We start from the raw sequence: 26,220 nt of genomic DNA on the forward strand, positions 1-26,220 counted from the left end.
TGATTTCCCGAACCCGTTCTATCCCACCATCAAGGAGTGCCTCCATGCAAACGAACGTAGGAAACCTCGATCGCATCGCGCGCGTCGTCATCGGCCTGATCCTGCTCAGCTTGCCGTTGTGGCTGGATTCGCCATGGCGGTGGCTGGGGCTCATCGGAATCATGCCGCTGATTACCGGCCTGGCGGGTCGCTGTCCGGGCTATCGCCTGCTCGGCGTGAACACCTGTCCAATGCAAAAGAAGAAGCCCGAGTGAGCATCCCATGAAACTGAAATTTCTGGGTGCTGCGCGCGAAGTCACCGGGTCGTGCTTCCTGGTGGAGGCGGCGGGCCTGCGCTTCCTGGTGGATTGCGGCATGGTTCAAGGGGGCTCTGCGGCGGCGGCGCGCAACCGCGAGCCATTTCCGTTCGACCCGGCAGCTATCGATTTCGTGCTCCTGACCCATGCCCACATCGACCACAGCGGGCTATTGCCCAAACTCACCCGCGCCGGGTTCAAAGGGGCCATCTACACCACTCCCGCCACGGTTGATCTGCTGGGCGTGATGCTGCCCGACAGTGCACACATCCAGGAGAGCGATGCAAAACGCAGTGCCAAGCGGTTCCGCGGAAAGGACCCGCTGCCGCCGCTGTACACGCTGCAGGATGCGCGCGAATGCCTGCAGCAGGTACGAGGCATCGAATACGACTGGGAGTTCGCGCCCCGGGTCGGGGTGCGCGCGCGCTTTCGCGATGCCGGGCACATCCTCGGTTCGGCCATCATCGAAGTCTGGGTCACCGAGTACGGCTACCCGACAAAACTGGTATTCAGCGGCGACCTTGGCCAGCCGGGACGCCCGATATTGCGCGACCCGACACCCATCGAGGACGCCGACATCCTCGTCATCGAGTCCACCTATGGCAACCGCCAGCACAAGGACTTTTCGGCAACCGAAGAGGAGATGATCGGCATCGTCGAGAAAACCCTGTTCGAACGCGGTGGCAACGTCATCGTGCCGGCCTTCGCGGTCGGTCGAACCCAGGAAGTCCTGTACCACCTGCACCGTCTCACCAGCGAGGGGCGGCTGCGGCAACCGAGGGTATTCGTTGATTCGCCGATGGCCACGGAAGCCACGCGCATCACGCGCGAGCACCTTGAGCTGTTCGACGAGCAGGCCAAGCGCTTGGCCGGGTGGCACGCGCGCGGCGAAAACCTGCCGTATCTGCATTTCACGGAAAGCGCCGACGAATCCATGGCGCTGAACCAGATTCGTTCGGGCGCGATCATCATTTCCGCCAGCGGCATGTGCGACGCGGGACGCATCCGGCACCACCTGCGCCACAATTTGCCGCGCAAGGAATGCAGCGTCCTGTTCTCCGGCTTTCAGGCGCAGGGAACACTGGGCCGCCAACTGGTCGATGGCGCGGCGCGCGTGCGCATCTTCGGCGACGACATTCCGGTGCGCGCGGCGATCCACAGTGTCGATGGGCTCTCGGCGCACGCCGACCAACCAGCCCTGATGGCCTGGGCCCGAGGCTTCAAGCAAGCCCCCGAGCAAACCTTTGTAGTGCATGGGGAGCCGTCCGCCGCGCAGGCTTTGGCGGAACTCCTGCAACAGCAGCTTGGCTGGCAGGTCTCGGTGCCCGAGCGCGGCCGGGTCGTTCCGTGGCCGGATTTTCTGGTGGTCGAGCGATGACACCGCCCGCTGATCCTGACGAGCGCCTGCGCGCCATCCTCGATTCACCCACATACCGCCTTGCGTATGAAGACATCGATTTGCTTGGCCAGGACGATCTGCGCCCGCTGCGTCTCCAACTCGAACTGCTCAAGCCCGAACGCATCTTGCGTGAGCAAGGCGTGCATTCGACCGTGGTGGTGTTTGGCAGTGCGCGCGTAAGCGATGCTGCCACTGCACGCGACCGGCTCGCTGTGCTGGAGCAGCGAGCGGGCACCATGCCAGGGAATTCGACGCTTGGGCGGGAACTAGTCTTGGCCCGTCGCCGCGTGGAACAGGCACGCTATTACGAAGAGGCACAGCGCTTCGCTCAACTGATCTCTGCTCGTTTCCAGCAGGAGGGACGATGCGATTTCGTCGTCATCACCGGTGGCGGCCCCGGCATCATGGAGGCAGCCAATCGCGGTGCTTTCGATGCCGGGGCTCGCTCGATCGGCCTCAACATCACGTTGCCGCACGAACAAGCGCCGAACCCCTACATGTGTCCGGAGCTGGCGTTCCGGTTCCACTATTTCGCGCTACGCAAAATGCATTTCTTGCTGCATGCGAAAGGTCTGGTGGCCTTCCCCGGTGGCTATGGAACGCTCGACGAACTGTTCGAGGTGCTGACCCTGATCCAGACCGGGAAGATGCAACGGATTCCGGTGGTTCTTGTCGGTCGCGACTTCTGGAGCCGAGCCGTTGATTTCGATCTTCTGCTCGACGAAGGCTACGTATCGCCGTCCGATCTCGACTTGTTTACCTGCGTCGACAAAGCCGAGGAAATCATGGGTGCCTTGGAACGCTTTTACGTCGATAGGGCAACAGATGGCGCGCCATCATGATGCGCATCGGCAGCCTTCACGCGCGGCTGTCCAAGGCCAATGCGCAATGGTCGATGCGCAGTATCACGCCGCTGATTGCGTGCGCGGTACTCGGCTCGACTGCCGCCCGTGGCGCGGAGCCCGCATCCTCGGATGGTATTTCCCGCTGCCTGCCAGAGCACGCCTTGCACTGGAGAGGTGGAACCCTGCGCCTGGAGAACGATTTGTTCACGGGCACCGACCGCAACTACACCAACGGTGTGGCGCTGAGCGTGGTTTCGCGCGATCTGCAAGGCGCGCTCCGCCCGGAGTGTCTGCCCCAACCGATTGCCTGGTACACCCGCTTCATCGGCTGGGCTGATCCCGAGTTCTGGCGCGACTCTGGCGCCCAATCGGCATCGCAAAACATCGTCGTGCGCTTCGGCCAGTCCATGTACACGCCCGAGGACAAGACGCGCACCGATCTGATTTCCGACGATCGCCCGTACGCCGGCCTGCTGTACCTGGGTTTGGCATGGAATCACCGCGTCCACCCACAGGCCGCCAGCTATGAAATACTTGATGTGCGCGAACTGACCCTGGGCGTGATTGGCCCCTGGTCGTTGGCGGAGCAATCGCAGGATCTGGTGCATCGGGTGCGGGGCATCGATCGTTTTCGCGGCTGGGACAACCAGTTGCGCAACGAACCCGCGTTCCAGATGGCGATGGAGCGCAAGTTCAAGTCGTACACAGAGGGTGCCGTCCGGCCGGGGTGGAGCGGCGACGTGATCGGCAGCTATGCCCTGCGGATCGGAAACATCGAAACCGCAGCCAGCACCGGCATGGAATTGCGTGCGGGCTGGAACATTCCGAACGACTTCGGCAGCTATCCGATTCGGCCCGGCGCGGAGAATCGCCCGCCCTCGGGCGTTTCCGACCTGCGCAGAACAGAGCCTCAATCAGCGCGCGCGCCCAAACCCGGAGCGCATGCATTCCTGAATCTGGAGGCCAAAGCCGTTGCCTGGGATTTCTCGCTCGACGGGAATCTGTTTCGGCACAGCCATCACGTCAGTCGACGACCCTGGGTCGCTCAGGCAGCCATTGGCATCAGCAGCCAATGGATTGTTGCCGGGCATGGCGTGCGGCTTGCCGTGATGCGCGTCTGGAGAACCCGCGAGTTCGACCAGCAGATCGGCCATCACGCCTTCGGATCGATTGCGTTGAGCATGGAATTTTGAAATCCCGAAGCCATGCGCCCGCCTGCGAAGCATTCACCAACAACCTCCATGGAGAATCCCGTGAGTTACCTCTTGAACCCTCGACAGCTTTTGACGATCACGTTGTCAGTAGCCTTGGCCACCGCCACCACGGGACTGGGCGCGCAGTCCGCTGACGCTGCAAAGCCGATGGCGCTTCGCAGCGTCATGGAGCGACTTGGCCGTGACATGCAAGCCGTCACCGGTGCGATTTCCAAGGAGGAATGGACACTGGTCGCCGAGTTGGCGCCCAAAATCGCCAAGCATGCCGAGCCACCTCTGGGCGAAAAGATGCGCATTCTTGGCTGGCTTGGCACGGATGCCGGGAAATTCCGGGGTTTCGATGGACAGGTCCAGGACGCTGCGAGCGCCATGGGGGATGCCGCCAAGCGCGGCGACGGCCAGGCCGTTATCGCCGCATTCTCCAAGACACAACAAAGCTGCCTCGCTTGTCACCAAAGCTTCCGACAATCGTTCGTGGAACAGTTTTATGGGAGTCGCTGACACGCATTTGTCCCAGGCCGGTTTGTATGGGGCATCACGATGAGCAACTCCCAGCCGAGCCACATCCTGGTGCTCAATTGCGGCTCCTCAAGCATCAAGTTCGCCTTGTTCGATGCACAGGCGTGCCCGTTGCCGCGCCAGCCGCTGTGGCACGGCAAGGTGCAAGGGATTGCTGGGCCCGCGCCTGAGTACAGCGACAGTGGCACTGCGCAGCAGCGCATCCATCTGGACCACGAACACCCTCACACCGCCGCTCTGGCGTTGATTCAAGCGCGCATCGTGGCCCGACTCGATGGCCGCCGCATCGTGGCCATCGCGCATCGTGTCGTCCATGGCGGCAGCAGGTACTTCGAGCCAACCGTGGTGACCGATGGCTCCATCGCGGAGCTGCGGGCCTTGATTCCTTTGGCGCCGTTGCACCAACCCTTTCCCCTGAAGGCCATGAGTTTGCTGTTCGAGCAGTGGCCCGGAATTGTTCAGGTAGCGTGCTTCGATACAGCCTTTCACCGCACGGCGCCGAAGGTGGAGCAGATCCTACCGCTGCCGTACTCGGCCTGGGAACGCGGTCTGCGCCGCTACGGCTTTCACGGCCTTTCATACGACTACATGAGCCACGTCCTGCCCGAGCGCCACGGTGATCTGGCACGCGGCCGCACCATCGTCGCGCACCTCGGCAGCGGGGCCAGCCTGTGCGCGATGCAGAACCTGCAAAGCATCGCCACCACGATGGGATTTTCCGCGCTCGACGGCCTGATGATGGGCACCCGTACCGGCTCGCTCGATCCGGGCGCCCTGCTCTACCTGATGGAGATCGAAAAGCTCTCACTGGAAGAAGTAGGCCGCACGCTCTACAACCAGTCCGGCCTGCTCGGTGTTTCCGGGATTTCGGCCGAGCCGCGCGTGGTGGTGAAGCACGAGAGCGATTCCGGCGAAGTCGGCGAACGCGCCCGCATCGCGTTGGCGCTCTACGTGCGCCGTATCGTGCGGGAGATTGGCGCACTGATCGCAGTCATTGGCGGCCTGGATCTGCTCGTGTTCACTGCCGGTGTCGGTGAGCACAACGCCTTCGTGCGCGAGCGCGTCTGCCGCGACCTGGCATTTATCGGCATCAAGCTGGATGCCGATGCCAACGCCATCGATGCCCCGGTTATCTCCACCACCGACAGCCGGGTGCTGGCCGCGGTGGAGCCTACCAACGAGGAATGGATCACAGCGCGCTATACGCAGGATTTGATAGGCGGCGCGTGATGTCCCAGCCAGGCCGAGCGCGCTCAACTCAACTGACTCTGTAGCCACGCAGGGATTCATCGACATCAAAGAGGGGAAATCGCATGACCACCGCTTCCACCATCCGCCAGTGCTGGCTCGCCGGCCACGGCCCCATCGTCCATCGCGACGAGACCATCAAGCGCATGGAAACTCTGGTGGCCCGTTTGATCGTCGACGGCCGTGTTGCCGACGAGACGACGGCCTACACCCTGCTTGCCGCCGCCGACCGCCTGAGCTGCGTGGCCATGAACGTGGTCGCGCACATGACCTATGCGCGCCGCATCGACCTTTCCGGCGCGGCGCTGTCAGCCGAGGACTTCAAGCCCACGCCCGAAGGCCACACCGGCGGCTCGCTGAACATGGTGCAGGCCTTCGTCGGCTACCTGCTGGCCAACGCGCTCACCGGCAGCACACGCGGCTGGATCATGGGCCAGGGCCATTGTGTCGCCGCCATCGAAGCGGTCAATGCGCTGACCGGCGATGTCTCGCCCGCGCAGCGGGGCCGCTACGACCGCAGCGAGCAAGGCCTGTCGCGCCTGTGTGCCGATTTCTATTCCTATGCCATCGATGCGCAGGGCCGCCCGGCCGTGCCGCTGGGCAGCCATGCCGGCCCCAACACCGCCGGTGCCGTGTCCGAAGGCGGCTACCTCGGCTTTGCCGAACTGCAGTACATCCACATGCCGCTGCCTGGCGAATCGCTGGTCGCCTTCCTCAGTGACGGCGCCTTCGAGGAGCAGCGTGGCCCGGACTGGGCGCCGCGCTGGTGGCGCGCGCAAGACAGCGGCTTCGCTGTACCGGTGATGATCCTCAACGGCCGCCGCATCGAGCAGCGCACCCAGATCATGCAGGAAGGGGGTGCGCAATGGCTGGCCGACGACGTGCGCCACAACGGCTTCGACCCGGTGATCGTCGATGGCCGTGACCCGGCCGCGATCGCCTGGGCAATCGTCGAAGCCGAGGGCGCGCTGCGTGCGTTTGCCGCCGATCCGGATCGCCGCTATCCGGCGCCTCTGCCCTACGTGATCGCCGAGACCGAGAAGGGCTTCGGCTTTCCCGGTGCTGGCAGCAACGTCGCGCACAACCTGCCGTTGGGCGGCAACCCCCACACCGATGTCGCCATGCGTGGGCGGTTCAACGAAAGCGCGGCTGCGCTCTTCGTTGCTCCGGTCGAACTCGACGCGACGCTCACCGCCTTCGCAACCCACGCCGCCCAGCAGCGCCCGCTGGAAAGCGCGCATCCGATGGCGCACCGCCACCCCGCTGCGCCCAGGCTGCCCGAACCGCGCTGGGAAATATCAGGCAGCGAAGGCAGTGCGATGACGGCGCTGGATCAGTGGTTCGTTGAATTCGCCAAAGCCAATCCCGAGCTGCGCATGCGCATCGGCAACCCTGACGAATTGGCCAGCAACAAGATGGGCGGCACGCTGGCGCTGCTCAAGCACCGCGTCAACGAGCCCGAACCCGGTGTGCCTGAGGATTTGCACGGCGCCGTCATCACCGCGCTCAACGAAGAGGCCGTGGCCGCCGCCGCACTCGGCAACAAGGGTGGACTGAACCTGATCGTCAGCTACGAGGCCTTCGCCGTAAAAATGCTCGGCCTGATGCGGCAGGAAATCATCTTCGCCCGCCACCTGCGTCAGGTCGGCCAGCCCGCCGGCTGGCTGTCGGTGCCACTCATCGTCACCTCGCACACCTGGGAGAACGCCAAAAACGAACAGTCGCACCAAGACCCGACGATCGGCGAAGCCCTGCTGGGCGAGATGTCGGACACCTCGCGCGTGTTGTTCCCGGTGGATGGCAACACTGCGGTCGCCGCGCTGCGCGAAATCTATGCCGGACGCGGGCAACTGGCCTGCCTCATCGTTTCCAAGCGCGACGTGGAGAACCGCTTCGATGCCGAATCGGCGCAACGCCTGATCCGTGACGGCGCGGCCCATCTGATCGGTGACCCCGCCGAGGCCGAAGTGCAGCTCATCGCGCTGGGTGCCTACCAACTCGACGAGGCGATCAAGGCGCAGCAGCACCTTGCCGGGATGGGCAAGCGCGCCTGCGTCACCGTCATCCTGGAACCTGGCCGCCTGCGCATCCCGCGCGATGCCATGGAAGCGGAGTTCGTCGATGAAGACGCCACTGTCAGCACGCTGTTCCCGCAAGGCCTGCCGCGCGTGATCCTCACCCACACGCGCCCCGAGCCCATGCTCGGCATTCTGCGCCGCATCGACAACGGCCCGACCAGGACGCACGCCCTCGGCTACATCAGCCGCGGCGGCACCTTCGATGTCCCCGGCATGCCGTTCGCCAACCGCTGTACCTGGGCGCATACGGTGGATGCCGCAGCGACCGTGGCCGGCTGGAATCGTGAAGCACTGCTCGACCCTGCGCAGCGCGCGGCTCTTGATGGCACCGGCGATCCCAAAGATTTATTGAGCCCGTGAGTCAGGTACGCGAATCCTGTGCCGGTCATGAAGTGCGCCGGCAGCTCCAGGCCGGTGGAGGCGATGTCCTCGCGGTCTGCGCCAGTTCTCAACTGCGCAACGTGCCCAGCAGGTTGCATGTCAGGATCACGCATCGCCTGCACCGCTTATCCAGTCCCTGTTCGTCCAGGGAGTCGGCGCGCTGCTGCATCGCCTGCTTGGTTCCCTCACCGGAGCCCAGGTTGCTCAGGCCCGCCCTGCTGCCATTCGAGCCGGGTGGCCCCGATCACGCGGGCCTGCCGCTCGATGGGCAGGTACGATTTCAGCTCAATGGCCACACCACCCAGACGCTGCACGTCATGGCGGCGGCCCTGCTCGGGCTGATCGTTCGGCACCTTCCATAGCCCTTCGACCACGCGCTCCATGGTGCTGGCACGGCGTGGTGCCTCCAAGTGCCCGAACGTGGCTAGACACTTTGCACGGGGGCGAATGGGCCTGCCTTGGGCATACCCTCACCCTGCTTGGCATGTCCTTCAATGGGGCAGCTTGACGGCCTTCCAGCCGCTGTGGCTGAAATACTTGCCGTAGGCGTTGGAGGCCTGCGCGACCTGCACCACGCCGGCGGCGCGCTTGCCTTCTCCGTGCTTGCCCTGGGCGGCCTCGGCGCCCGCCACCAGGTCGGCCACGATGATGTGCAGCTGGGCGTCCGCCTCGGGGGGCAACTTGCAGTTTTCCACCATGTAGGCGACCTGCTGGCCGACGGCGTTGCCGAAGGCGTCGTAGTCGGCCGCCGTGGCCTTGCCTGCATGGGCCGCGGGCAGGATTTTCGTCACCGATGCATGGACGGCCGTCATGGCCTGGCGCAGCGGCGCGTCGGTGTCCCATTTCTTGCCGGCGTTGAGTTGCAACTGGTGGGTTTCGGCGCTGCCGTGGCTGTCGTGCGCGCTCGCGGCCATCGAGGTCAGGGGGACTGCCAGGGCGGCGGCCAGCAGCAGTGTGGTGAGTTGTTTCATGGAAATGCTCCGTTGAAAGTTGAACCATGCAAGGTGGCCGTGCGGGTTGCCTGGCTGCCTTGCCCTCTTCAACGAAGCGCGCGTCTGAATGTTCCATGTGTTTTGCATCTTTGGTGCACGGCCTTATTTGCGGTGCAGCAGCTCCTCCTCGGTCGCCTCCTGCGCGTAGCGACCCAGCAACAGCTGCAGCAGGCGCTCGCGCTGGGCGGTGTCCAGCAGCTCGCGCTCGGCCAGCAATTGGGTGATCACGCGCTGCTGCTGCGCGGCCTGCAGGCGGGCAATGGCGGCTTGCTCGGCGTCGATGGCCGCGCGGTCGGGTGCGGCGGCGAAGATGTGGCGCACCAGGGCTTCGCGGCGGTGGCGTATGTCGTCCCAGTTGGATGACAGGTCGTGCAGGAACGGCGCCTCCAGCGCCTCCCAGCGCGTGCGTTGCCCGGGCGTGAGCGCCAGGTAGTCCGGCAGGTGCACGGCCGGCGCCGGGGGCGGCGCCACGCGGGCAGGGCGCAGCACGAGCGCCGCAAGAATGCCCAGGTTGAGCGCCAGCGAGACGGCCAGCAGGGTGCGGATCCAGGTGGGGTGTTTCATGGCAGATTCCTTGGCAGTCGGCAAATCTCGGTGGCGGCGCACAGCCCGCCCGGCGGCACGGGGTCGAACACGCGCGCCATGGCGGGGTCGGCGGCCGCAAACGTGGTAGGAATGGCTGCCCCCGTGCCCAGCAGCAGCCCGCCCATCCACAGGCCCGAGACCAGCGCCGCGCCAGCCGCCAGGCCCGTGGGCATCCAGCCCAGAAGGTCCCAGCCGGCACGCCGGGGCCTGGCGGCGCGCGGTGGCCGCCGGTCGCGCAGGCGCTCCTGCAGCTGCGCCGCGAGATCGAAGCCCAGCGTGGGCGATGGCAGGGCGTGCAGTTCCTGGCGCAGCGCCCGCAGCGCATCGAGCTGCTGGCTGCAGACAGGGCAGGCCCGCAGGTGGCTCTGCAGCGCGGCCTGTCTGCGCGCGGGCAGGGCGTGATCGACAAAGGCGGAAAGGTCTTCGATGCGTGGGCAGGTCATGGTGGCTCCTTGCGGTCAGCGTGGCATGTGCTGCAGCAGCCCGGCGCGGGCGCGGGCGATGCGGGATTTGACGGTGCCCAGGCCGATGCCCAGCACCTGGGCAATGTCCTCGTAGGGCATGTCCTCGATGTCGCGCAACAGCAGGATCTCACGGTGCTCCACCGACAGCCGCGCCAGCGCGCGCTCCAGCTCCGCGATGCGCTGGCGCGCCTGCAGCATGGCCTCGGGCGTGGGCGTATCCGCCGGTACCTGCTGATGCAGCGCGTCGTCTAGCGCCACGAACTCCACGTGCCGCGCGCGACGCAGCCGGTCCAGTGCCTGGTTGCGCGCGATGCGGAACAGCCACGTGGACAGCTGCGCCTGCGGGCGCCAGCTGGGCAGTGCCTGGTAGACGCTCAGAAAGGTTTCCTGGGTCAACTCGCGCGCATCCTCCTGTGACCGAGTCATGCGCACCAGAAAGCGGTAGATGCGATCCTGGTTGCGCGTCACCAGCTCAGAGAACGCCGCGACCTCCCCGCGCTGGGCGCGGGCAATGCAGTCAGTCTCGTCAAACTGGCTCGGTTGGGGCATTGGGGCGTTAACGCATGAGGAGCGCAAAAGTTCCATCTTCGGGCAAGCCCTGACGAACCCGTCTTCGTCAGTCCAGCCAGACTCGCGATTCGCTTCATGCTTCTCATCAATACGTCCGATGGGGGCATGTGGCAACGTGAACTGACCGTTGGCTCGATCGGATGAACACGAGGTGAACAGAAGGTTCAGTGTTGATTCACCCCCGGTTCGTCAAAATTATTGGCATCAACAGCTCTGATGCTGTGAAAGGAACCGACGATGAAACGAAACCTACACCTCAAGCCCCGGCTGGCCACCCTGGTGCTGGCCGTCGCGGCGCTGCCAGCGGTGGCATCCAGCGACTGCGATGTCCCGGCCGCGCGATGGCAGTCGCGCGAAGCGGTGCGCCAGATGGCGGCGCAGCAGGGCTGGCAGGTCGAGCGACTGAAGATTGACGACGGCTGCTACGAAATCCGTGGCACCGACGCCCAGGGCCAGCGCTTCAAGGCCAAGCTCGACCCCGAGACCCTGCAGGTGCTGAAGATCAAGTCGCGCGAGCGCGATGACCACCACAAAGACCGGGACCGGGAGCGCGAGCGCCGGCGCGACCACACGCCGCAGGATGCGGGCACTGCCCCTTCCTCACCCCTCTTTACCCCGGGCAGCGCGCCGCGCGGCCAGGTGCAATGAATCGCCTCCCCTCTTTCCAGGAGAACCCTATGTCCAAACCCCTGATCACCGCCATTGCCGCAGCTTGCGCGCTTGCCGTGCCCGCCCTCGGCCAGGCGCGCGAAGTCACCATTGCCACCCAGCTCAAGAACTACGGCGGCGACGGCGCCTACCTGGCGGTCTACCTGACCGATGCCAAGGGCGCCTACGCCGGCACGCTCTGGGTGGCCGGCGGCAAGGCCAAGTACTACAAGCACCTGGCGGACTGGAGCCGCCTGTCGGCCGGCGACGCCAAACGTCTCAATGGCGTGACCGGCGCCAGCGTCGGCGCGGGCCGCACGCTCAGGGTGACGGCCGATCTGGCCGACGCGCTGATCGACGCCGGCTACGAGATCCGCATCGACGCCGCCGTGGAAGACATGCGTGACAGCCCCTCCGAGGTGCGGCTGCCCCTGACGGCGGCGGGCGCCGGCAAGGCGCAGGCCGGCAAGCAGTACATCCAGTCGGCCAGCTTCCAGCTGAAGTAAGGAGCAAGGCATGAACTGGAAAGCCGTCCACCGATGGCTGGGTCTGAGCCTGGGCACCGTGGCCCTGGTGCTGGGCCTGTCCGGTGCCCTGCTGGCCCTGGATCCGGTGCAGGAGGCCTGGCAGGCGCCGACAGCACCGGCCGACCTGCCGGTGGCCACGCTGGTGCAACAGGTGCAGCAGGCCATGCCCGGCGTCGAGGAAATCCGTCGCCTGCCCTCGGGCGCCGTCGCCGCCTTCGGCTTCGACGGCGACCAAGCGCAGGCGCGCTACGTCGATGCAACCAGCGGCCAGCTGCTTGGCAACTACCAGCCCTCCAGCATGCCGCGCTGGGTCAAGAACCTGCACCGCGCGCTGCTGCTGCTGGGCGATGGTGGGCGCTGGGGCGCCGCGGCCACGGCGCTGGCCATGGTCTTGCTGTCGATTTCCGGCCTGGTGCTGCTCGTGCGCCGCATGGGCGGCTGGCGCCATGTGGCAGGCCGGGTGCGCGGCACCCTGGCGCAGCGCCTGCACGTACTGGCGGGCCGGGTGGTGCTGGCCCTGCTGCTGCTGTCCTCGATCACGGCGCTGACCATGAGCGCCTCGACACTCGGCCTGCTCGAACTGGAAGCCGGGCCCGAGCCCGACGTTGTTTCCAGCGCCAGCACGGGGGCCGACCTGGCGCCGGCGCAGCTACCGCTGCTGCGCGACCTCGGCGTCGGCGATCTGCACCGCGTCAACCTCCCCGATGCGGGCGACCCCACCGACACCTGGCAGGTGGCGACCACGCGCGGCCAAGGCTGGATTGACCGCCACAGCGGCGATACCTTGGCCTGGCAGGAGGCGACGTTGGCGCAGCGGCTGGACGACTGGGCCCGCGTGCTGCACACCGGCGAGAGCGCCTGGCCGTGGGCCGTGGTGATGGGCCTCGCGGGCCTCTGCGTGCTGCTGTTCTGGGCGAGCGGCGTGCTGATCTGGTGGCAGGGGCGCCGCAACGCGGTGCACATCGCCGACAACTCCCGCCTGCAGCAGGCCGAGGTGCTGATCTTCGTCGCCAGCGAGGGCGGCAGCACCTGGGGCTTTGCCCAGGCCTTGCATGCCGCGCTGGTACGCGCCGGGCGACGCGTGCACAGCAGCGCACTGGAGCACTTCCAGATCACGCCCACGGCGCAGCAGGTCTTCATCCTGGCGGCCACGCATGGCGATGGCCAGCCGCCGGCGCATGCGTGTCATGCGCTGGAGCGCATTGCCGCGCAGGGCGGCAGCGGCGTGCCGGTGACGGTGCTGGGTTTTGGCGATCGCCAATACCCGGCGTTCTGCGCATATGCACAGGCCGTCGAGCAGGCGCTGCGTGCCCAGGGGCATGCGAGCCTACTGCCGCTGGAGCTGATCCACCAGCAGTCGGCGCAGCAGTTCGCCCGCTGGGGCGAGGCACTGGCGCAGGCCCTGGGCCAGCCGCTGGCGATCGATTACCGACCCCGTCTGCCCGCCACCACCGCGCTGACGCTCGTCGAGCGGCGCGACTACCCCGGCCAGGCCGATCGGCCCACGGCCATCCTGCGCTTTGCCTGGCCGCGCCAGCCGTGGTTTGCGCGTCTGCTCGGCTGCGGCCTGGGCCGCTTCGAGGCGGGCGACCTGGTAGGTATCGTGCCACCGGGGAACGCGGTGGCGCGCTATTACTCGCTGGCGTCGGGCAGCGCCGACGGCTTTCTGGAAATCTGCGTGCGCCAGTGGCCCGGCGGCGTGTGCTCGGCGCACCTGCTGGGGCTCAAGCCGGGCGACAGCACGCAGGCCTTCATCCGTGCCAACCCGGGCTTTACCCTCAGCGGTCGACCGCCGAGCGTGCTGCTGATCGGCGCTGGCACCGGCGTGGCACCGCTGGCAGGCTTCATTCGGCGCAACGACGAGCGCACGCCGATGCACCTGTACTTCGGCGCGCGCGACCCGGCCACCGACTACTACTTCGGCTCCGAGATCGCGCGCTGGCAGGCCGAGCAGCGCGTGGCCAGCGTCAACACCATCTTCTCGCGCGTGCCCGGCGGCGGCTACGTGCAGGAAATCCTGCAACGCGACGCCGAACGCCTGCGCAAATTGCTGGCCGCCGGCGCCGCGGTGCGCGTGTGCGGCAGCCGCCCCATGGCCCAGGGCGTGGGCGAGGTGCTCGATGCGCTGCTGGCGCCGCTGGGCCTTGACGTGAACGCACTGAAGGCCAAGGGGCGCTATGCCGAAGACCTGTTCTGAGCCCTTGCACCGGCTGCAACTGCACGGGCCGACCATGGCCACGCGCTGGGCCGTGAGCTGCGATGTGCCGCCTGTGCTGGACACGAACGCACTGTGCCAGGCGCTGGCCGAAGCGGTCGAACAAGTCGATGCCCAGATGTCGCCCTGGCAGCCGGAAAGCGCACTGAATCAGCTCAACCGTGCGCCGGTAGGCGATTGGCTGGCACTGCCGGCGCAGATCCTTGAGGTGCTGGCCCGCGCGCTCGAAGTCTGCCGCCTGAGCGACGGAGCGTTTGATCCCGCCGTCGGCGCACTGGTCGATGCCTGGGGCTTTGGCGCGGCATGCGACACGCCGGACGCCGAGGCCATCCGCGCCGCGCGCAATGCCAAACGCCTGCCGACACCGCAAGCCCTTGAGCTGGACTTGGCCGCCGGCCTGGCGCGCAAGCACTCGCCACTGCAGCTCGATTTGTGCGGCATCGCCAAAGGCTATGCCGTGGATCGTATGTGTGCCGTGCTCACCGGACACGGCGTGTGCCACGCCCTGGTCGCACTGGACGGCGAGCTGCGCGCCATCGGCCCCCAGGCCAGCGGCGCGCCCTGGGCGGTGGCGCTGGAGAGCCCGCGTGCAGGCCTGCGCGCCGCGCACGGGGTGATCGAGCTGCAGGACCTGGCCGTGGCCACGTCGGGCGATTACCGGCACTTCGTCCAGGTGGGCCAGGCACGCCTGGCGCACAGCATGGACGGGCGCAGCGGCAAGCCGGTGAACAACGGCGTCGCCAGCGTCACCGTGCTGGCGCCCCGTTGCATGGACGCCGACGCCTGGGCCACCGCCTTGCTGGTGGCGGGCTCGGGCCAGGGCCTGGCCTTGGCGCATCGGCACGGCCTGGATGCCTTGTGGCTGCTGCGCCGGGGCGAGGCGCTGGTCGAGTTGGGCTCGGGCCGCTTCGCCGCTGCCGCATCGGCGGGTACGGCATGAACGGCGGGTGAAGAGGCTGTTCAGCACCGGTTCACCCACACCCGCGCAGACTGCAGCCACAGTCGATCGTGACTGCATTGCAACTCAAGGAGAACGTCATGCAAGTCGCCACCACCATCGCCTCCATCGGCATCGCCGCGGCCCTGCTGGGCAACACCGCCCTGGCCGGCGATCATTCCGATCGCACGCAGCGCCACGCCAGCCGCGCCGAGCGCATCGAAGCGCTGAACGCACCCTGGCAGGCCATTCCCAACTCGGCCGAGGCAGGCTCGCCCGGACATGGCTGGCAGTATTTCTTCAACCCGCAGGCAGCGCGCGCGGTCGTCATCAGCCCTGATGGCCATTACTACTTGAGCCGCGGCAAGGGGCTGCGCTGGATCGCCGCAGCCCAACCAGCGGCGGAAACGGCAACGGCGCCCTGGCAGGCCATCGCCAACCAGGCCCAGGCCGGCATGCCCGGGTTTGGCTGGCAGTACTTCTTCGACTCGATCGCACCCCGTGCGGTGGTGATCAGTCCCGACGGCCACTACTACCTCAGCCAGGGCGATGGGCTGCGTTGGGTGGCTATGGCGCAGCAGCCAACCGGTCGCGACGCATCCATCGGCTGACAAACGGTGCTGCAAGCAGGGGCAGCAAGAATCCATCAGCTGCTTTTTCAGAACCGGAACGAGGGTTGGCATCGTGGCAGCCTCGCCTGCAAAAGCGCGGGCTGCCACGTTCACGCCCGCATCCACATTGAGAGCCTCATGTCCAGAACCACTGAACGCTACCATCCAACGCTCATCACACTGCACTGGCTGACGCTGCTGCTGATGGTCGGTGTCTATGCCTTGATCGAGCTGCACGATGGCCTGCCCAAGGGCAGTGCCGAGCGGGCGCTGGCCAAGAGCTGGCATGAAAGCCTGGGCATCCTGGTTTTCGCAGTCGTCGTATTGGTTCGGCTGCCGCTGCGGTGGATGCTGGGTCAACCCAGTGAGCTTGCCGGTACGCCCGCGTGGCAGTCCCGCTTGGCCCATGTCATGCACTGGGCGCTTTACGGCCTGCTCATCGCGGCGCCCGTTCTCGGCTATCTGAGCCTGAACGCCAAGGGCGCGCCCGTGTCCTTGTTCGGACTCGAACTGCCTGGGCTGATGGCGCCTGACAAGGCGCTTGCAGGCGGCCTCAAAGAAGTCCACGAGGCAATCGGCACACTCGGGTACTGGCTGATCGGCCTACACGCTGCAGCGGCGCTGGTGCATCACTACCTGATGCACGACACGACGCTGGCACGCATGGGCCTGGGGCGGGCTCGACTTGACCCAAACTCCAGAGACAGCCGCTGACCGGCTGCCGCAAAACCCTTGCCAGCTCCGGATCTGGACGCCGGCCGGAACACCGGCAGATCGGCTCAAGACGCCGCGAACTTATTCCACAGCACGATGAAACAAGCCATAAACAAACGCCGCCAAATCCCCCTGTCCATGCCAGACCCGGACCCGGCGGCCTGCTCGCTGGACATGCGCATGGCCGTTTGCCGCAAAGTCCCTCTTTTTGCCGATCTCGACGACGGGCAACTGGCGCAGGTCAACCGGCATTGCCAGGCCCAGAACTTCGCGGCCGGGGAGCCCGTCTACCTGGAAGGCGATGCCGCGACGCACATTTACGTGGTGGCGATCGGCGCCGTCAAGACCACGCGGCTGGCGGCCGATGGGCGCCAGTCGCTGATTGACTTGCTCACCCCAGGCGATTTCTTTGGCGCGCTGCCGGCGCTGGGCCAGCAGTTCTACGCCGACAGCGCCACCGCCTTGACGCCGGCCTGCCTGCTGGGCCTGGATGCGCCTGAGTACGACGCCATCCTGCAAGAAATTCCGCAAGTCGCTGTGGCCACGCTCAAGGGCGTGGCGCACCGGCTGACGCAGTCGCAGCACGCCATTCACATGCTGGCCGGGGCGCCGCTGGAGCAGCGCCTGGCAGCCTTGCTGCTGGTTCTTGCCGACAAGGTCGGCAAGCCCTGGAACGAGGCCATGCTGCTGGACGTGCCGCTGGCGCGCGAGGACCTGGCCGCCATGGCCGGCGCGGCCACCGAATCGGTCAGCCGCTTGCTCAGCCAGTGGCAGCGCGAGGGCTGGATCGACGCCGGCCGGCGCTGGGTCGCCATCGTCGATGCGGCGCGCTTGGAGCAAGTGCGCGACGGCATGGTTTGAGTCAGCGCCAAAGTCGGCTGCTGTTGATTGACGTTTCTCATGGAGCAATACGGCGGGCCTGCCTACAGTGAAGGCATCCCTCAACCAGACCGTCATACAAGGAAAAAACCATGACCAACACCAACACCCGCACCACCTTGCGCGCCGAGGGTTTTTCCTGCCCGTCCTGCGTGACCAAGATCGAGAAAAGCGTCGGCGCGATGGCGGGCGTGAGCCACGTCAAGGTGCACTTCGCATCGGCGCGCATCGAAGTCGACCACCACCCCGAAACCGTCAGCGCGGACGATCTCATCGCCGCCATCGCCAAGGTGGGCTACACCGCGCGCGCCTCGGCGTTCTGACGCACCACCATGGCCCCCGCGCCGCTCACTCCACGAGCAGCACACCGCCGCGCCCGGCGGCGGTGGCTGCCCCTGTCCCGCTTGACCACCTTCGGAGGCCAACCCCATGAACAAGATCAACGCATGGATCAACGGCCGCTGGACGACTCCCGCCTTGTCCGGCCTGCTGATCCTGGCTTCATTCACCGCATCCAAGGGCTACGGCGCTGCCCTGGCGGCCCAGTGGCTGATGGTCGCCGCCGCCTTCGTCGCCGGCGCGCCCATCGTGCGCAACGCCGTGCGTGCGCTGGCCGTGCGCCATATCAGCATCGACCTGCTGGTGAGCATCGCCGCCGTCGGCGCCCTCGTCATCGGCGAGTACTGGGAGGCGGCGGCCGTCACCTTCCTGTTCGCCATCGGCCACGCGCTGGAATCGGCCACCCTGAACAAGACCCGCGCGGCGCTGGCCGAGCTGATTGCCGTGGCGCCGGACACGGCCATCGTCATGCGCAAGGGCGAGCAGGTGGAAATCCCCGCCGCCAGCGTCGCCATGGGCGAGGTGGTGCTGGTCAAGAACGGCGCCAAGGTGCCGGTCGATGGCGAGGTGATCGCCGGCACTGGCGCGTTGGACGAGGCATCGATCACCGGCGAGTCGATCCCGGTGGAAAAGTCCAAGGGCGACCACGTCTTCGCCGGCACCATCTCGCGCGGCGGCTTCCTGCAGGTGCTGGCCACCGGCATCGGCGCCGACACCACGCTGGCGCGCATCATTCACCGCGTGGAAGACGCGCAGGACGCCAAGGCGCGCACGCAGAAATTCATGGACCGGTTTTCATCCTGGTACACCCCCGCCGTCGTCGTGCTGGCGCTGCTGGCCGGCCTCATCAGCGGCAGCGTGGTGCTGGGCCTGACCCTGCTGGTGGTGGCCTGCCCCGGGGCGCTGGTGATCTCCATTCCCGTGTCCATCGTCGCCGGCATTGGCCGCTCGGCACGCGACGGCATTCTGATCAAGGGCGGCGAGTTCCTGGAGATCGCGGCCAAGATCGACGTCGTGGCCGTGGACAAGACCGGCACGCTGACCAAGGGCCGGCCGCAGCTCACCGACGTGGTGGCGCTGGCGCCGGGCGTGGACAAAAACCAGGTGCTGGCCTGGGCCGCGCGCGCCGAGGCCGGCTCCGAGCACCCGCTGGCGCGGCCCATCCTGGAAGCGGCGGAGCAAGCCGGCATCCCGGTGGCCGCGCTGCCCGAGCACATCGAGCCCGTGATCGGCAAGGGCATCACCGCGCGCGTCGATGGCAAGCGGGTGCTGATCGGCAACCTGGCCTTGCTGGAGCAGTTCGGCGTCGCCGATACCGTGGGCGCGGACCGCCAGGCGCACGAACTCGCCACCCAGGGGCGCACGCCCATGATCGTTGCCGTGGACGACCAGGTGCTGGGCGTGATCGCCGTGGCCGACGAGATCCGGCGCGACGCCGCCGCCATGGTGGCCGCGCTGCACAAGGCGGGCGTGAAGAAGGTCGTCATGCTCACCGGCGACGTGAAGCCGGTGGCCGATGCCGTCGCCGCCGCCACCGGCATCGACGAGGTGCACGCCGGGCTGCTGCCCGAGGACAAGCTCGACATCGTCGCCCGCCTGCAGCGGGCCGGCCACGTCGTCGCGATGGTTGGCGACGGCGTCAACGACGCGCCGGCGCTGGCCACCGCCGACGTCGGCGTGGCCATGGGCGCAGCCGGCTCGGCCGTGGCGGTGGAGACCGCCGACATCGCGCTCATGGGCGACGACCTGCTCAAGCTGCCCGAGGCCATCTCGCTGGCGCGGCGCACGCTCTCCAACATCCGCCAGAACATCGTCATCGCTCTAGCGACCGTCGGCCTCCTGCTGACCGGTGTGCTGATGGGTGGGGTGACCATGGCCGCCGGCATGCTGTTCCACGAAGGCTCGGTATTGATCGTGATTGCCAATGCCATGCGGCTGCTGCGGCGCGCGACACCGGCGCACTCAGCGCCCTTGTCGACAGTGGCGAGAGAGTCGGCTCCATCCATTTGAGCGGTGCACATGATCGTTGCCTCGGCCTCTGGCATCTCGGTGCCAGAGGCCTTGTTCCCATCCCAGCCGCTGCACTGCCGCAAGAATCTTGCCGGAACCTGAGTGTTCGATGAATTCAGAAACAAGAAAGGACGAAATTAATGGGCACAAAACCCTCTTGCAGCTTGAGACTGCACGTTATGTTCTCGCTCAGTTCATCTGATCGACATCCCACGTCCCCGCCCCATATCCCACGACGCAACGCCATCGCGCATAGTCGTCGCAATCTGCTGCCCCAGCCGCTGCTCGATCACCGGCTTCCACGGCACCAGGCTGAAACCCATGCCGTCATCAAGCATGGCGTAGCGTCCGCTGGCGAGCATGACCGAGCGCCGGTAGATGCCGGCCACGCGCTGTCCATCTGACACCGGTCGATGCTCCAGGCCAGTTTCGGCCGCAATATCCTTGGCGGCCTGCGCCAGTTCCCGATTACGCAGCGTGCCCAGCAGGTTGCGCGCCAGGATCACGCGTTGCCCGCGCCGCTCGGCCAGCCCCTGTTCGGCCAGGAAGTCGGCTCGCTTCTGCAGCGCATCCTTGACCTCACTGCCAAAGCCCAGGTCGCCCAGGCCTGAGCCACCGCCGATCAACTGCTGGTCGAGCCAAGTGGCGCCGATCACGCTCGCCTGTCGCGCGATGGGCAGGTGCGATTTCAGCTCAACGGCCACGCCGCCCAAGCGCTGCGCGTCGTAGCGGCGGCCTTGCTCGGGCAGGTCGCCCGGCACGTTCCATAGCCCTTCGGCCACGCGCTCCACGATGCCCGCCCGGCGCAGGGCTTCCAGCCGGCGGACATGGGCGGCCACGACCTCCTGCGGGTCGCGTCCGGGGACGGCCTGGCCCTGTGCCACCGCCAAGTGGTGGTCGGTGCGGTACAGGCCACCGCTCGCCAGTGCGGCGATGTTCTTGTCGGCGGCGCGCACGTCGGCCGATCCCTTCACCTCCACCACGGCACCGGCTGGGTAGTTCGCCAGCTCGTCGCGGGCGTTGAGCGCGACGTAGTGGGCCTTGCCATCCACCCCGTCGATGACCAGATAGCCCCGGTCTCGCAGCTCGTCGGCCAGCCCCTTCGCGGCCACGCGGCCGAGGATGGTTCGGCCGTCGTCTCCCGGCTCGAACACCGCCAGCTCGCGCGACTCGCCGCGCATGGCCCGCTGCATGGTGCGGATGATGTCGCCACGCTCGCCCAAGACGCGCAGGGTCTTTTCGGCGTCGGCATGGACGGCCCAGGTGCCGGGCTGCACTTCATCGGCCAGGCCCAGACGTTGCAAACGCTGCAGGCGGCCGATCAGCAATAGGCGCTGGCGTTGCAGCCGCGGCTCGTTGAAGCGTTCAATCTGCACTTGACCGCCGTCGCCAAGCTCGCGCTTCAGCGTGCGATCCAGGCTCGTCCACCGTTCCTGCTCCACCTCACACTGCAAGGTCTGCTGGATCTCCAGCTCGGTGCGCGGCCCCAGCCACTCGGTCGCCAGCTCAGACGCACGATGCCGGAAGCCATCGGCGATGTAATCGCCCGCGATGATGAGATCTTTGCCGGTATCGTCGCGCCCGCGCACGATCAGGTGGGTGTGCGGGTTGTCGGTGTTCCAGTGATCGACCGCCACCCATTCCAGCCGCGTGCCCAGGTCGGCTTCCATTCGATTCATCAGGTGTCGCGTGTAGGTACGCAGATCTTCCAACTCGGCCCCATCCTCGGGCGAGACGATGAAGCGGAAATGGTGCCGGTCGTCGGCGCAGCGTTCCTTGAAGGCATCCAGATCGGCGGCATCGGTCTGCGGCCCATAGGCCCGGCCCGGCTCGCCATCGCGCCCCACGCCATCGCGCTCGATGTAGCGCAGGTGCTTGGCGAGCGACTGCGGACTGGCCTGGCGCTGGTTGACCAACAGCGTCTTGATGGTCACACGCCGAGATAGGGGCGTCAGCTTCGCCCCCGCGAAGCGCGCCGCCGTGTGGCCGCGCCCGAGGCGCGACCCGGGGCGCTGGCCGGTGCCACGCGCCGATGCCGGACGGCGCACCGAGGACTTGCCGCTGCCGGCCTTGCCTGCCTGCTTGAGCACCTTGGAAACGAAGCTCTGACCCTGGCCCTTGCCTCGGTTCTTCGGGGCGCTGGGGCGGATGCGGAAATCGTCGTCGCGGCGGTCGGTCATGGCTGTGCTCCCTGCAAACTCCGGCGTGTCCGGTCGTGCGAAGCACGCGGACATGCCTGCATTGGCGCGGGCCTCGCGCCCCACGCGGCACGGCGGCAAAGCCGCTGCGTGCCGCGCAACCCCCATGTGCAGACTGGCTTTCGACGCGGCCTGGTGCCGCGTCCTTTTGTCTTGCCTTCCGCCTTTGCCCCTCGCTGACGCTCCGGGCAGCGGCGGCCCGGCGGCGCTGCTGCGTGAGCAGCCGGCGCGCCGGCGAACGCGGCGACGGCCGCAGGCCGGCAGCGTTCGAGGCAAGACGCCTGCACGTGGGGTGGCTGCGCCGAAGGCAGCGCGAAGTGCGGTGCCCAATGCGCAGGATTGGCACCCGCACTGCATGCGCGACGACACGGCGACAGCCAGCAGAACGACACGCCCGATCGCACGACAAGATGCACACCAACGTGCAGCAAGTCGGCCGCCATCATGGGCGTGTCTCCAGCCAGACCGGGTGCGCGACGCCGATCACGGCGGATGCGCTGACCGGCCCGAAATACCGGCTGTCGAACGACGCCGGATTGGTCACACTGAGCAGGAACAGTTCGCCAGGCCGAAGCTGCCGGCACTGCGGCCAGGATGGCAGCGGACGGCCCAGCCGGTCGGCGGGCCGAACGGCAGCCACCGGCACGCCGTCGATCCACACCAGCGCATCGAAAACGCAAACCTGCTGTGGCGCGACTGCGCCCACGCGCTTGAGCAGCGGCACGCGCGCCGGCAGGTAGCCGCGCTGCGCGGCCAGCGCGGCGGCGTCTGGCGGCAGTGTGGTCAGGACGATGCTGTCCACGGACAATGGACGTGGCAGCGAGCCGGGCCGATGGCGCAGCGGATCGACGCGATACCAGCCCACGGGAACGCTGTCGGACGGGTTGTAGATCAGGCGCGGGAATGGATGCACGAAGGACGCCCAGGCCAGCGCAGCGAGGCCGCAGGCGGCGAGGCCCGCGAGCACGATGCGGGCGCGCAGGCGCGAGCGAGGACGCGGCGCGAGGCCCGTAGTGGAAACGGCGGTCATGGCAGCGTCCTCCCGGCCAGCCAGGCGGCGTGCCGCTCGGCGGTGTATTCGGGCAGCGGCAGGCGCGCGGCGAGCCGGTTGGCGAGCGTGCGCCAGTACGCGGGCGAGACGGCGACAGGCGCGATGCCCAGTGCCTCGATGGCGTCGATGCGCTCCAGCACGGCGCGCACCTGCCCGTCGCCCTCGGCGTGCAGCAGCAGGCGCGCGCCCGGCTGCACGCCGGGAATGCGCTGCGCCGCATCGAGCGGCGTGCAAGCCTGCATCACCATGAGCTGCCAGCGAATCGTGCCGTAGTCGTTAGCCTGCCAGCGGATGCGGCAGAACATGGCGCCCGGCAGGAACACCGCGCAGCGCCGCCAGCGGTCGAGCTGGCGCGTGCGCGCAGGTTCGCCGAAGCGCAGGTAGAGCTTGAAGCGCGGTTCGATATAGGCCAACGCCACGCGCGTCAGCGGCGCGCTGGCAGACTGGACGGAAGGGGCTGCGAGCGCAGCGGTGGTCGCGAAGGCAATGGATACATTGGCAAGCGAAGCGGATGCGTTCATGGCGTGTTCTCCCTGCGGTGTTCTGAAAACTCGCGCTCCAGCAGGCCGCGCAGCAGGTCGGCCACGGTCACGCCTTGCGTGAAGGCCGACACCTTGATGCGCGCCCGCATGGCGGGCGTGATGTCGAGGGTCAGGCGGGCGGTGTAGAGGTCGCCCTTGCCCAGCGCATCGGCATCGCCCTGGCGAATCCACGCCTCGGCGTGCGGATTCGCGGGCGGACGCGCGCCGATGCCGACGCGCTTTGCCGCACGTTTGCTGTTCGGCGGTGGCTTCGCTGTCATGTCGTCCACCGCAGCAGTTCGTCCACCAGGGCGGTGATTTCCCGTGCGGCGGCGCTGTCCGGTGCCGTCTCGCGCGCAAGCCGGCCAGCGGCCACGCTGACGGCGAACACGATGCGCTGGCACACCTCGGCGCGTAGCGCCGGCAGCGGCTGTTCGGCCAGCGATTGCCGCGCTTCCCTGCCGATGATGGTGGTGCTGACGCGCCGATTGATGACGAAGGCCGCGCGGAGCAGCGGCCGGAACACCTGCGCCTCGCGGATCAGCGTCACCATCTCGGCGCTGGCCCACAGGTCGTAGGGGCTGGGCTGCACCGGGATCAGCACGCGCTCGGCCGCCAGCAGCGCGGAGCGCGCCAAGGCGGCGATGCGCGGCGGCCCGTCGATGACGACGTGATCGGCCCGCCTGGCGAGTTCTGGCGCCTCCTGATGCAGCGTTTCGCGTGCGAGGCCCACGGCGCTGAACAGCCGTGGCAAGCCTTGCTGGCTTCTGCGCTGCGTCCAGTCCAGGGATGAACCCTGCGGGTCGGCGTCCAGCAGCACGACGTGCTGGCCACGCATCGCCAGCTCGCCGGCGATGTGCGTGGCGAGCGTGGTCTTGCCCACGCCGCCTTTCTGATTGAGCATCGCGACGATCATGGCCTGGCCCTCCATGCTGGAAAGCCTTGCTTGGAGTCGCCTGCAAAACCTGCCGACTGGCGGCCGGTTTTGTCTGCCGTTTGTGGCCGCGTGGTGGTTGTCCACCGCAGCGGCGCTTCTCTACTAAAAGTTAGAGAAATTAAGTTAGGGAAGTTAGAGGACGCGCAAACCCAATGCTGGCACGGGTTTGCGGCCGATCGGCACGCCTGATAGCACGATAGTCCCACGCCTGATAGCACGATACCCCGCACGCCTGATAGCACGACACCATTCACAGGCTGTCCCGAAGTTATCCCCGTGCCGTCTGCGGCACGGGCCGAAACGTCAGCAGCTCCATGCCGTTGTCCGGCATCCTCTCGATGCCCAGGACATAGCCGGGCAGCGACTGCCGCGCGACCAGCGCGCGCAGGTCGCAGGCGAAGTCGTAGGGCTTCGCGGTGCTGCCGGACTTCTGGTGCAGGTAGCGGAAGTCGAATTGCCAGCCGTATTCCTGCTTGCCGCCGTGCTTGCGCACCAGCCGGTACAGCCACCGCTCGATGCCGCCGGTCAGCCGGAAATACGCCGGGTCGATGGTCAGCACCAGGGCGGCGTCGAGCACGCCCGCATAGAACCAGTCGGGCAGGATCAGCTCGATGCCCAGCGGCGTGCCATTGGCATCGGCCAGCTCCTTCCATTCGTTGATCCACGAAAACCGATGCAAGCGTCGCCCGGTCGTCTCGCGGATGGACGTGGCCACCGTGGTCGATTGCAGCCGATCCAGCGCGGCCTTGAGGCGCTGGTAGTCGTGCAGCGACTTGCCGCGCCCGATGAAACGCAGGATCTCGTAGGGCGTGGCGCGCATCAGCCGCGAGGGCCGCAGGCCCGCGTCCTTCGCCTCCACGATCTGCGAGGCCGCCCAGATCAGCACGTCCGCATCCCAAATTGTGGCGATGCCGTGCTCCTGCGTGCCCTCCACGCGGATCGTAACGTTGCCCGCGCGGAAGTCGATGGGCTTGACCCGCTTGGACTTCGCCAAAGAGAAGAACGGATAAGCCATCAAATCCTGGCTGTCGCGCGGCGCCATGTCGCCGGGCAAGGCGCGGAACAGGTCGAGCTGTTCGCGCTCCTGCATCGGCCGCTGCCGGGATGGCAGCGCGGTGCTGGACATGGCGATGGCCTCCCGCACTCCAGCGGTCAGCGCGCACGGCTGTCGGCCGAGTGGTGCTCGGCGTATTCGGGATCGGAGGTCGTCTCGAAACTGCGGTCGGCGGCCCAGGCATCGAGGTCGGCCACGGCGTACATGACGCGCCGCCCGAACTTGCGAAAGCGCGGGCCGCCACCGATCACGCGCTGCTTCTCCAGCGTGCGCGGCGACAGGCGCAGGTACTCGGCGGCTTCGTCGTTGGTGAGATAGCGTTGGGGCTGCGCGGCAGCGGTCGAGACAGTGGCGGCAGGCCGCAAGGGAGCGGGACGCATGGTGTGAACCTCCATCGGTTGAAAACGCCCGGTCGCACGACGCGACCGGATGGAGGCAGTCTCAGAAAACGCGGCCCTCCTGCTCAGGGTCGTTTTGCACTCCCTTCAAAACGACCCTTCTCAAGCGGCGGAAGCTGTGCTAGGCGGCGATAGCCGCCGCGCATCAGCGCGTCGCCGCGCCGCACGAGGCGGCGCACCTTGGAGCGCAGGCCGCCGTCGCTGTACCAATCGGCCACGGCGTCGGCACCGAACAGCCCTTCGCCCACATCGCGCAAGGACGCGCCCGCCAGGGTTGCGTCGAACGCCTGCAAGGTGTGCAGCTCCATCAATGCGGCGGGCGTTGGCCGGGGATTGACGATGAACAGGGCCGTGCCCAGCGAATGACGGCGCGCAGGCGCAAGAGCACCGCCGCGGTGGGCCTGGACCACGGCCATGCCGTCTTCCAGGCCGGGCGCCAGGGCGAAGCGCAGGCAATGGCCTGGGCTGCGCGCGATCAGCGCCAGCCCCTTACCGTCGTGGAGCAGTTGCTTGTGGCCGGGAAGGTGCCAGAACGCGAACACCGCGGCGTCGGGGGGTGGATCGGCGTCGGGATGGAGCTGCACCACGGC

At 67.3% G+C, this 26,220-nt stretch carries 28 protein-coding genes and 1 pseudogene; 16 read left to right on the top strand and 13 right to left on the bottom strand.

The genetic code is table 11. The features are described from left to right. The first annotated feature begins 44 nt into the window (after nucleotides 1–44). The 7 genes from K320_RS0116435 (at nucleotide 45) to K320_RS0116465 (ending at nucleotide 7,959) form a co-directional block, all read left to right on the top strand. A complete protein-coding gene (locus tag K320_RS0116435) occupies nucleotides 45–254 on the top strand; it encodes a YgaP family membrane protein (protein ID WP_013519671.1) in 210 nt (69 codons plus the stop codon). A gap of 7 nt (nucleotides 255–261) precedes the next feature. After that, nucleotides 262–1,674, top strand: coding sequence for an MBL fold metallo-hydrolase RNA specificity domain-containing protein (locus tag K320_RS0116440; RefSeq protein ID WP_024539903.1), 1,413 nt, complete (start codon nucleotides 262–264; stop codon nucleotides 1,672–1,674). Beyond that, nucleotides 1,671–2,537: an LOG family protein gene (locus K320_RS0116445; RefSeq protein ID WP_013519673.1), complete on the top strand. Its 867-nt coding sequence runs from the start codon at nucleotides 1,671–1,673 to the stop codon at nucleotides 2,535–2,537. The genes K320_RS0116440 and K320_RS0116445 overlap by 4 nt, the downstream gene beginning before the upstream one ends. Next, nucleotides 2,534–3,733 (top strand): lipid A deacylase LpxR family protein, encoded by a 1,200-nt coding sequence (locus K320_RS0116450; protein WP_013519674.1) that lies wholly within the window; start codon nucleotides 2,534–2,536, stop codon nucleotides 3,731–3,733. The genes K320_RS0116445 and K320_RS0116450 overlap by 4 nt, the downstream gene beginning before the upstream one ends. A 60-nt stretch (nucleotides 3,734–3,793) precedes the next feature. After that, entirely contained in the window at nucleotides 3,794–4,255 is a 462-nt protein-coding gene (locus K320_RS0116455) for a cytochrome c (RefSeq protein ID WP_024539904.1), read from the top strand. A gap of 39 nt (nucleotides 4,256–4,294) precedes the next feature. Next, nucleotides 4,295–5,503: an acetate/propionate family kinase gene (locus tag K320_RS0116460; RefSeq protein ID WP_024539905.1), complete on the top strand. Its 1,209-nt coding sequence runs from the start codon at nucleotides 4,295–4,297 to the stop codon at nucleotides 5,501–5,503. A gap of 83 nt (nucleotides 5,504–5,586) precedes the next feature. Next, nucleotides 5,587–7,959: a phosphoketolase family protein gene (locus K320_RS0116465; protein ID WP_024539906.1), complete on the top strand. Its 2,373-nt coding sequence runs from the start codon at nucleotides 5,587–5,589 to the stop codon at nucleotides 7,957–7,959. 91 nt (nucleotides 7,960–8,050) lie between these two features. On the opposite strand, the pseudogene K320_RS18795 reads toward K320_RS0116465, so the two are convergent. From K320_RS18795 to K320_RS0116490, 5 genes and pseudogenes are all read right to left on the bottom strand, one after another. Continuing rightward, nucleotides 8,051–8,441 (bottom strand): annotated as a pseudogene (locus K320_RS18795) (DUF3363 domain-containing protein); the annotation flags it as partial. 30 nt (nucleotides 8,442–8,471) lie between these two features. Beyond that, nucleotides 8,472–8,951, bottom strand: a complete 480-nt coding sequence (locus tag K320_RS0116475; RefSeq protein ID WP_013519678.1) for a hypothetical protein — start codon at nucleotides 8,949–8,951, stop codon at nucleotides 8,472–8,474. Between the two features lie 123 nt (nucleotides 8,952–9,074). After that, entirely contained in the window at nucleotides 9,075–9,536 is a 462-nt protein-coding gene (locus tag K320_RS0116480) for a Spy/CpxP family protein refolding chaperone (RefSeq protein ID WP_013519679.1), read from the bottom strand. After that, the gene (locus K320_RS0116485) at nucleotides 9,533–10,000 is read right to left on the bottom strand and encodes an anti-sigma factor family protein (protein ID WP_013519680.1); all 468 of its coding nucleotides are present in this window, start codon (nucleotides 9,998–10,000) and stop codon (nucleotides 9,533–9,535) included. The genes K320_RS0116480 and K320_RS0116485 overlap by 4 nt, the downstream gene beginning before the upstream one ends. A gap of 15 nt (nucleotides 10,001–10,015) precedes the next feature. Beyond that, entirely contained in the window at nucleotides 10,016–10,570 is a 555-nt protein-coding gene (locus K320_RS0116490; RefSeq protein WP_013519681.1) for a sigma-70 family RNA polymerase sigma factor, read from the bottom strand. Nucleotides 10,571–10,828: 258 nt separating this feature from the next. Here K320_RS0116490 and K320_RS0116495 point away from each other — a divergent pair, with 258 nt between their 5' ends. The 9 genes from K320_RS0116495 (at nucleotide 10,829) to K320_RS0116535 (ending at nucleotide 19,471) form a co-directional block, all read left to right on the top strand. Continuing rightward, entirely contained in the window at nucleotides 10,829–11,239 is a 411-nt protein-coding gene (locus K320_RS0116495) for a PepSY domain-containing protein (protein WP_024539908.1), read from the top strand. Nucleotides 11,240–11,268: 29 nt separating this feature from the next. After that, nucleotides 11,269–11,745: a DUF2271 domain-containing protein gene (locus tag K320_RS0116500; protein ID WP_013519683.1), complete on the top strand. Its 477-nt coding sequence runs from the start codon at nucleotides 11,269–11,271 to the stop codon at nucleotides 11,743–11,745. A 10-nt stretch (nucleotides 11,746–11,755) separates the two neighbouring features. Then, on the top strand, nucleotides 11,756–13,963 hold the full coding sequence (locus tag K320_RS0116505) for a PepSY domain-containing protein (RefSeq protein WP_024539909.1): 2,208 nt from the start codon (nucleotides 11,756–11,758) through the stop codon (nucleotides 13,961–13,963). Further along, nucleotides 13,944–14,921: an FAD:protein FMN transferase gene (locus tag K320_RS0116510; RefSeq protein WP_024539910.1), complete on the top strand. Its 978-nt coding sequence runs from the start codon at nucleotides 13,944–13,946 to the stop codon at nucleotides 14,919–14,921. The genes K320_RS0116505 and K320_RS0116510 overlap by 20 nt, the downstream gene beginning before the upstream one ends. Nucleotides 14,922–15,019: 98 nt before the next feature. Further along, a complete protein-coding gene (locus tag K320_RS19375) occupies nucleotides 15,020–15,529 on the top strand; it encodes a hypothetical protein (RefSeq protein WP_013519686.1) in 510 nt (169 codons plus the stop codon). Nucleotides 15,530–15,667: 138 nt separating this feature from the next. After that, on the top strand, nucleotides 15,668–16,243 hold the full coding sequence (locus K320_RS0116520) for a cytochrome b (protein ID WP_013519687.1): 576 nt from the start codon (nucleotides 15,668–15,670) through the stop codon (nucleotides 16,241–16,243). A gap of 138 nt (nucleotides 16,244–16,381) precedes the next feature. Further along, the gene (locus tag K320_RS0116525; protein WP_168727965.1) at nucleotides 16,382–17,104 is read left to right on the top strand and encodes a Crp/Fnr family transcriptional regulator; all 723 of its coding nucleotides are present in this window, start codon (nucleotides 16,382–16,384) and stop codon (nucleotides 17,102–17,104) included. Between the two features lie 110 nt (nucleotides 17,105–17,214). Beyond that, nucleotides 17,215–17,445, top strand: coding sequence for a heavy-metal-associated domain-containing protein (locus tag K320_RS0116530; protein ID WP_013519689.1), 231 nt, complete (start codon nucleotides 17,215–17,217; stop codon nucleotides 17,443–17,445). A gap of 106 nt (nucleotides 17,446–17,551) precedes the next feature. Beyond that, nucleotides 17,552–19,471 carry a heavy metal translocating P-type ATPase gene (locus K320_RS0116535; protein WP_024539912.1) on the top strand — a complete coding sequence of 640 codons (1,920 nt, stop codon included), beginning with the start codon at nucleotides 17,552–17,554 and terminating at the stop codon, nucleotides 19,469–19,471. Between the two features lie 194 nt (nucleotides 19,472–19,665). On the opposite strand, the gene K320_RS0116540 is transcribed toward K320_RS0116535, so the two are convergent. From K320_RS0116540 to K320_RS0116575, 8 genes are all read right to left on the bottom strand, one after another. Next, nucleotides 19,666–21,651 (bottom strand): relaxase/mobilization nuclease and DUF3363 domain-containing protein, encoded by a 1,986-nt coding sequence (locus K320_RS0116540; RefSeq protein ID WP_024539913.1) that lies wholly within the window; start codon nucleotides 21,649–21,651, stop codon nucleotides 19,666–19,668. A 460-nt stretch (nucleotides 21,652–22,111) separates the two neighbouring features. Beyond that, a complete protein-coding gene (locus tag K320_RS0116545) occupies nucleotides 22,112–22,699 on the bottom strand; it encodes a S26 family signal peptidase (protein WP_024539914.1) in 588 nt (195 codons plus the stop codon). Then, nucleotides 22,696–23,241: a DUF2840 domain-containing protein gene (locus tag K320_RS0116550; RefSeq protein WP_024539915.1), complete on the bottom strand. Its 546-nt coding sequence runs from the start codon at nucleotides 23,239–23,241 to the stop codon at nucleotides 22,696–22,698. The genes K320_RS0116545 and K320_RS0116550 overlap by 4 nt, the downstream gene beginning before the upstream one ends. Further along, nucleotides 23,238–23,522, bottom strand: a complete 285-nt coding sequence (locus tag K320_RS0116555; RefSeq protein ID WP_024539916.1) for a hypothetical protein — start codon at nucleotides 23,520–23,522, stop codon at nucleotides 23,238–23,240. Before K320_RS0116555 ends, K320_RS0116550 begins: the two co-directional genes overlap by 4 nt. Further along, entirely contained in the window at nucleotides 23,519–24,157 is a 639-nt protein-coding gene (gene parA / locus K320_RS0116560) for a ParA family partition ATPase (RefSeq protein WP_024539917.1), read from the bottom strand. The genes K320_RS0116555 and parA overlap by 4 nt, the downstream gene beginning before the upstream one ends. A 289-nt stretch (nucleotides 24,158–24,446) precedes the next feature. Beyond that, nucleotides 24,447–25,304: a replication initiator protein A gene (locus tag K320_RS0116565; RefSeq protein WP_024539918.1), complete on the bottom strand. Its 858-nt coding sequence runs from the start codon at nucleotides 25,302–25,304 to the stop codon at nucleotides 24,447–24,449. A gap of 26 nt (nucleotides 25,305–25,330) precedes the next feature. Next, nucleotides 25,331–25,612, bottom strand: coding sequence for a helix-turn-helix transcriptional regulator (locus K320_RS0116570; protein ID WP_003107109.1), 282 nt, complete (start codon nucleotides 25,610–25,612; stop codon nucleotides 25,331–25,333). 83 nt (nucleotides 25,613–25,695) lie between these two features. Continuing rightward, a partial coding sequence (locus K320_RS0116575) for a DUF2285 domain-containing protein (protein ID WP_024539919.1) occupies nucleotides 25,696–26,220 on the bottom strand: 525 nt, incomplete at its 5' end.

This window comes from Comamonas badia DSM 17552 (genome assembly GCF_000484635.1).
Taxonomy (GTDB): domain Bacteria; phylum Pseudomonadota; class Gammaproteobacteria; order Burkholderiales; family Burkholderiaceae_C; genus Comamonas_C; species Comamonas_C badia.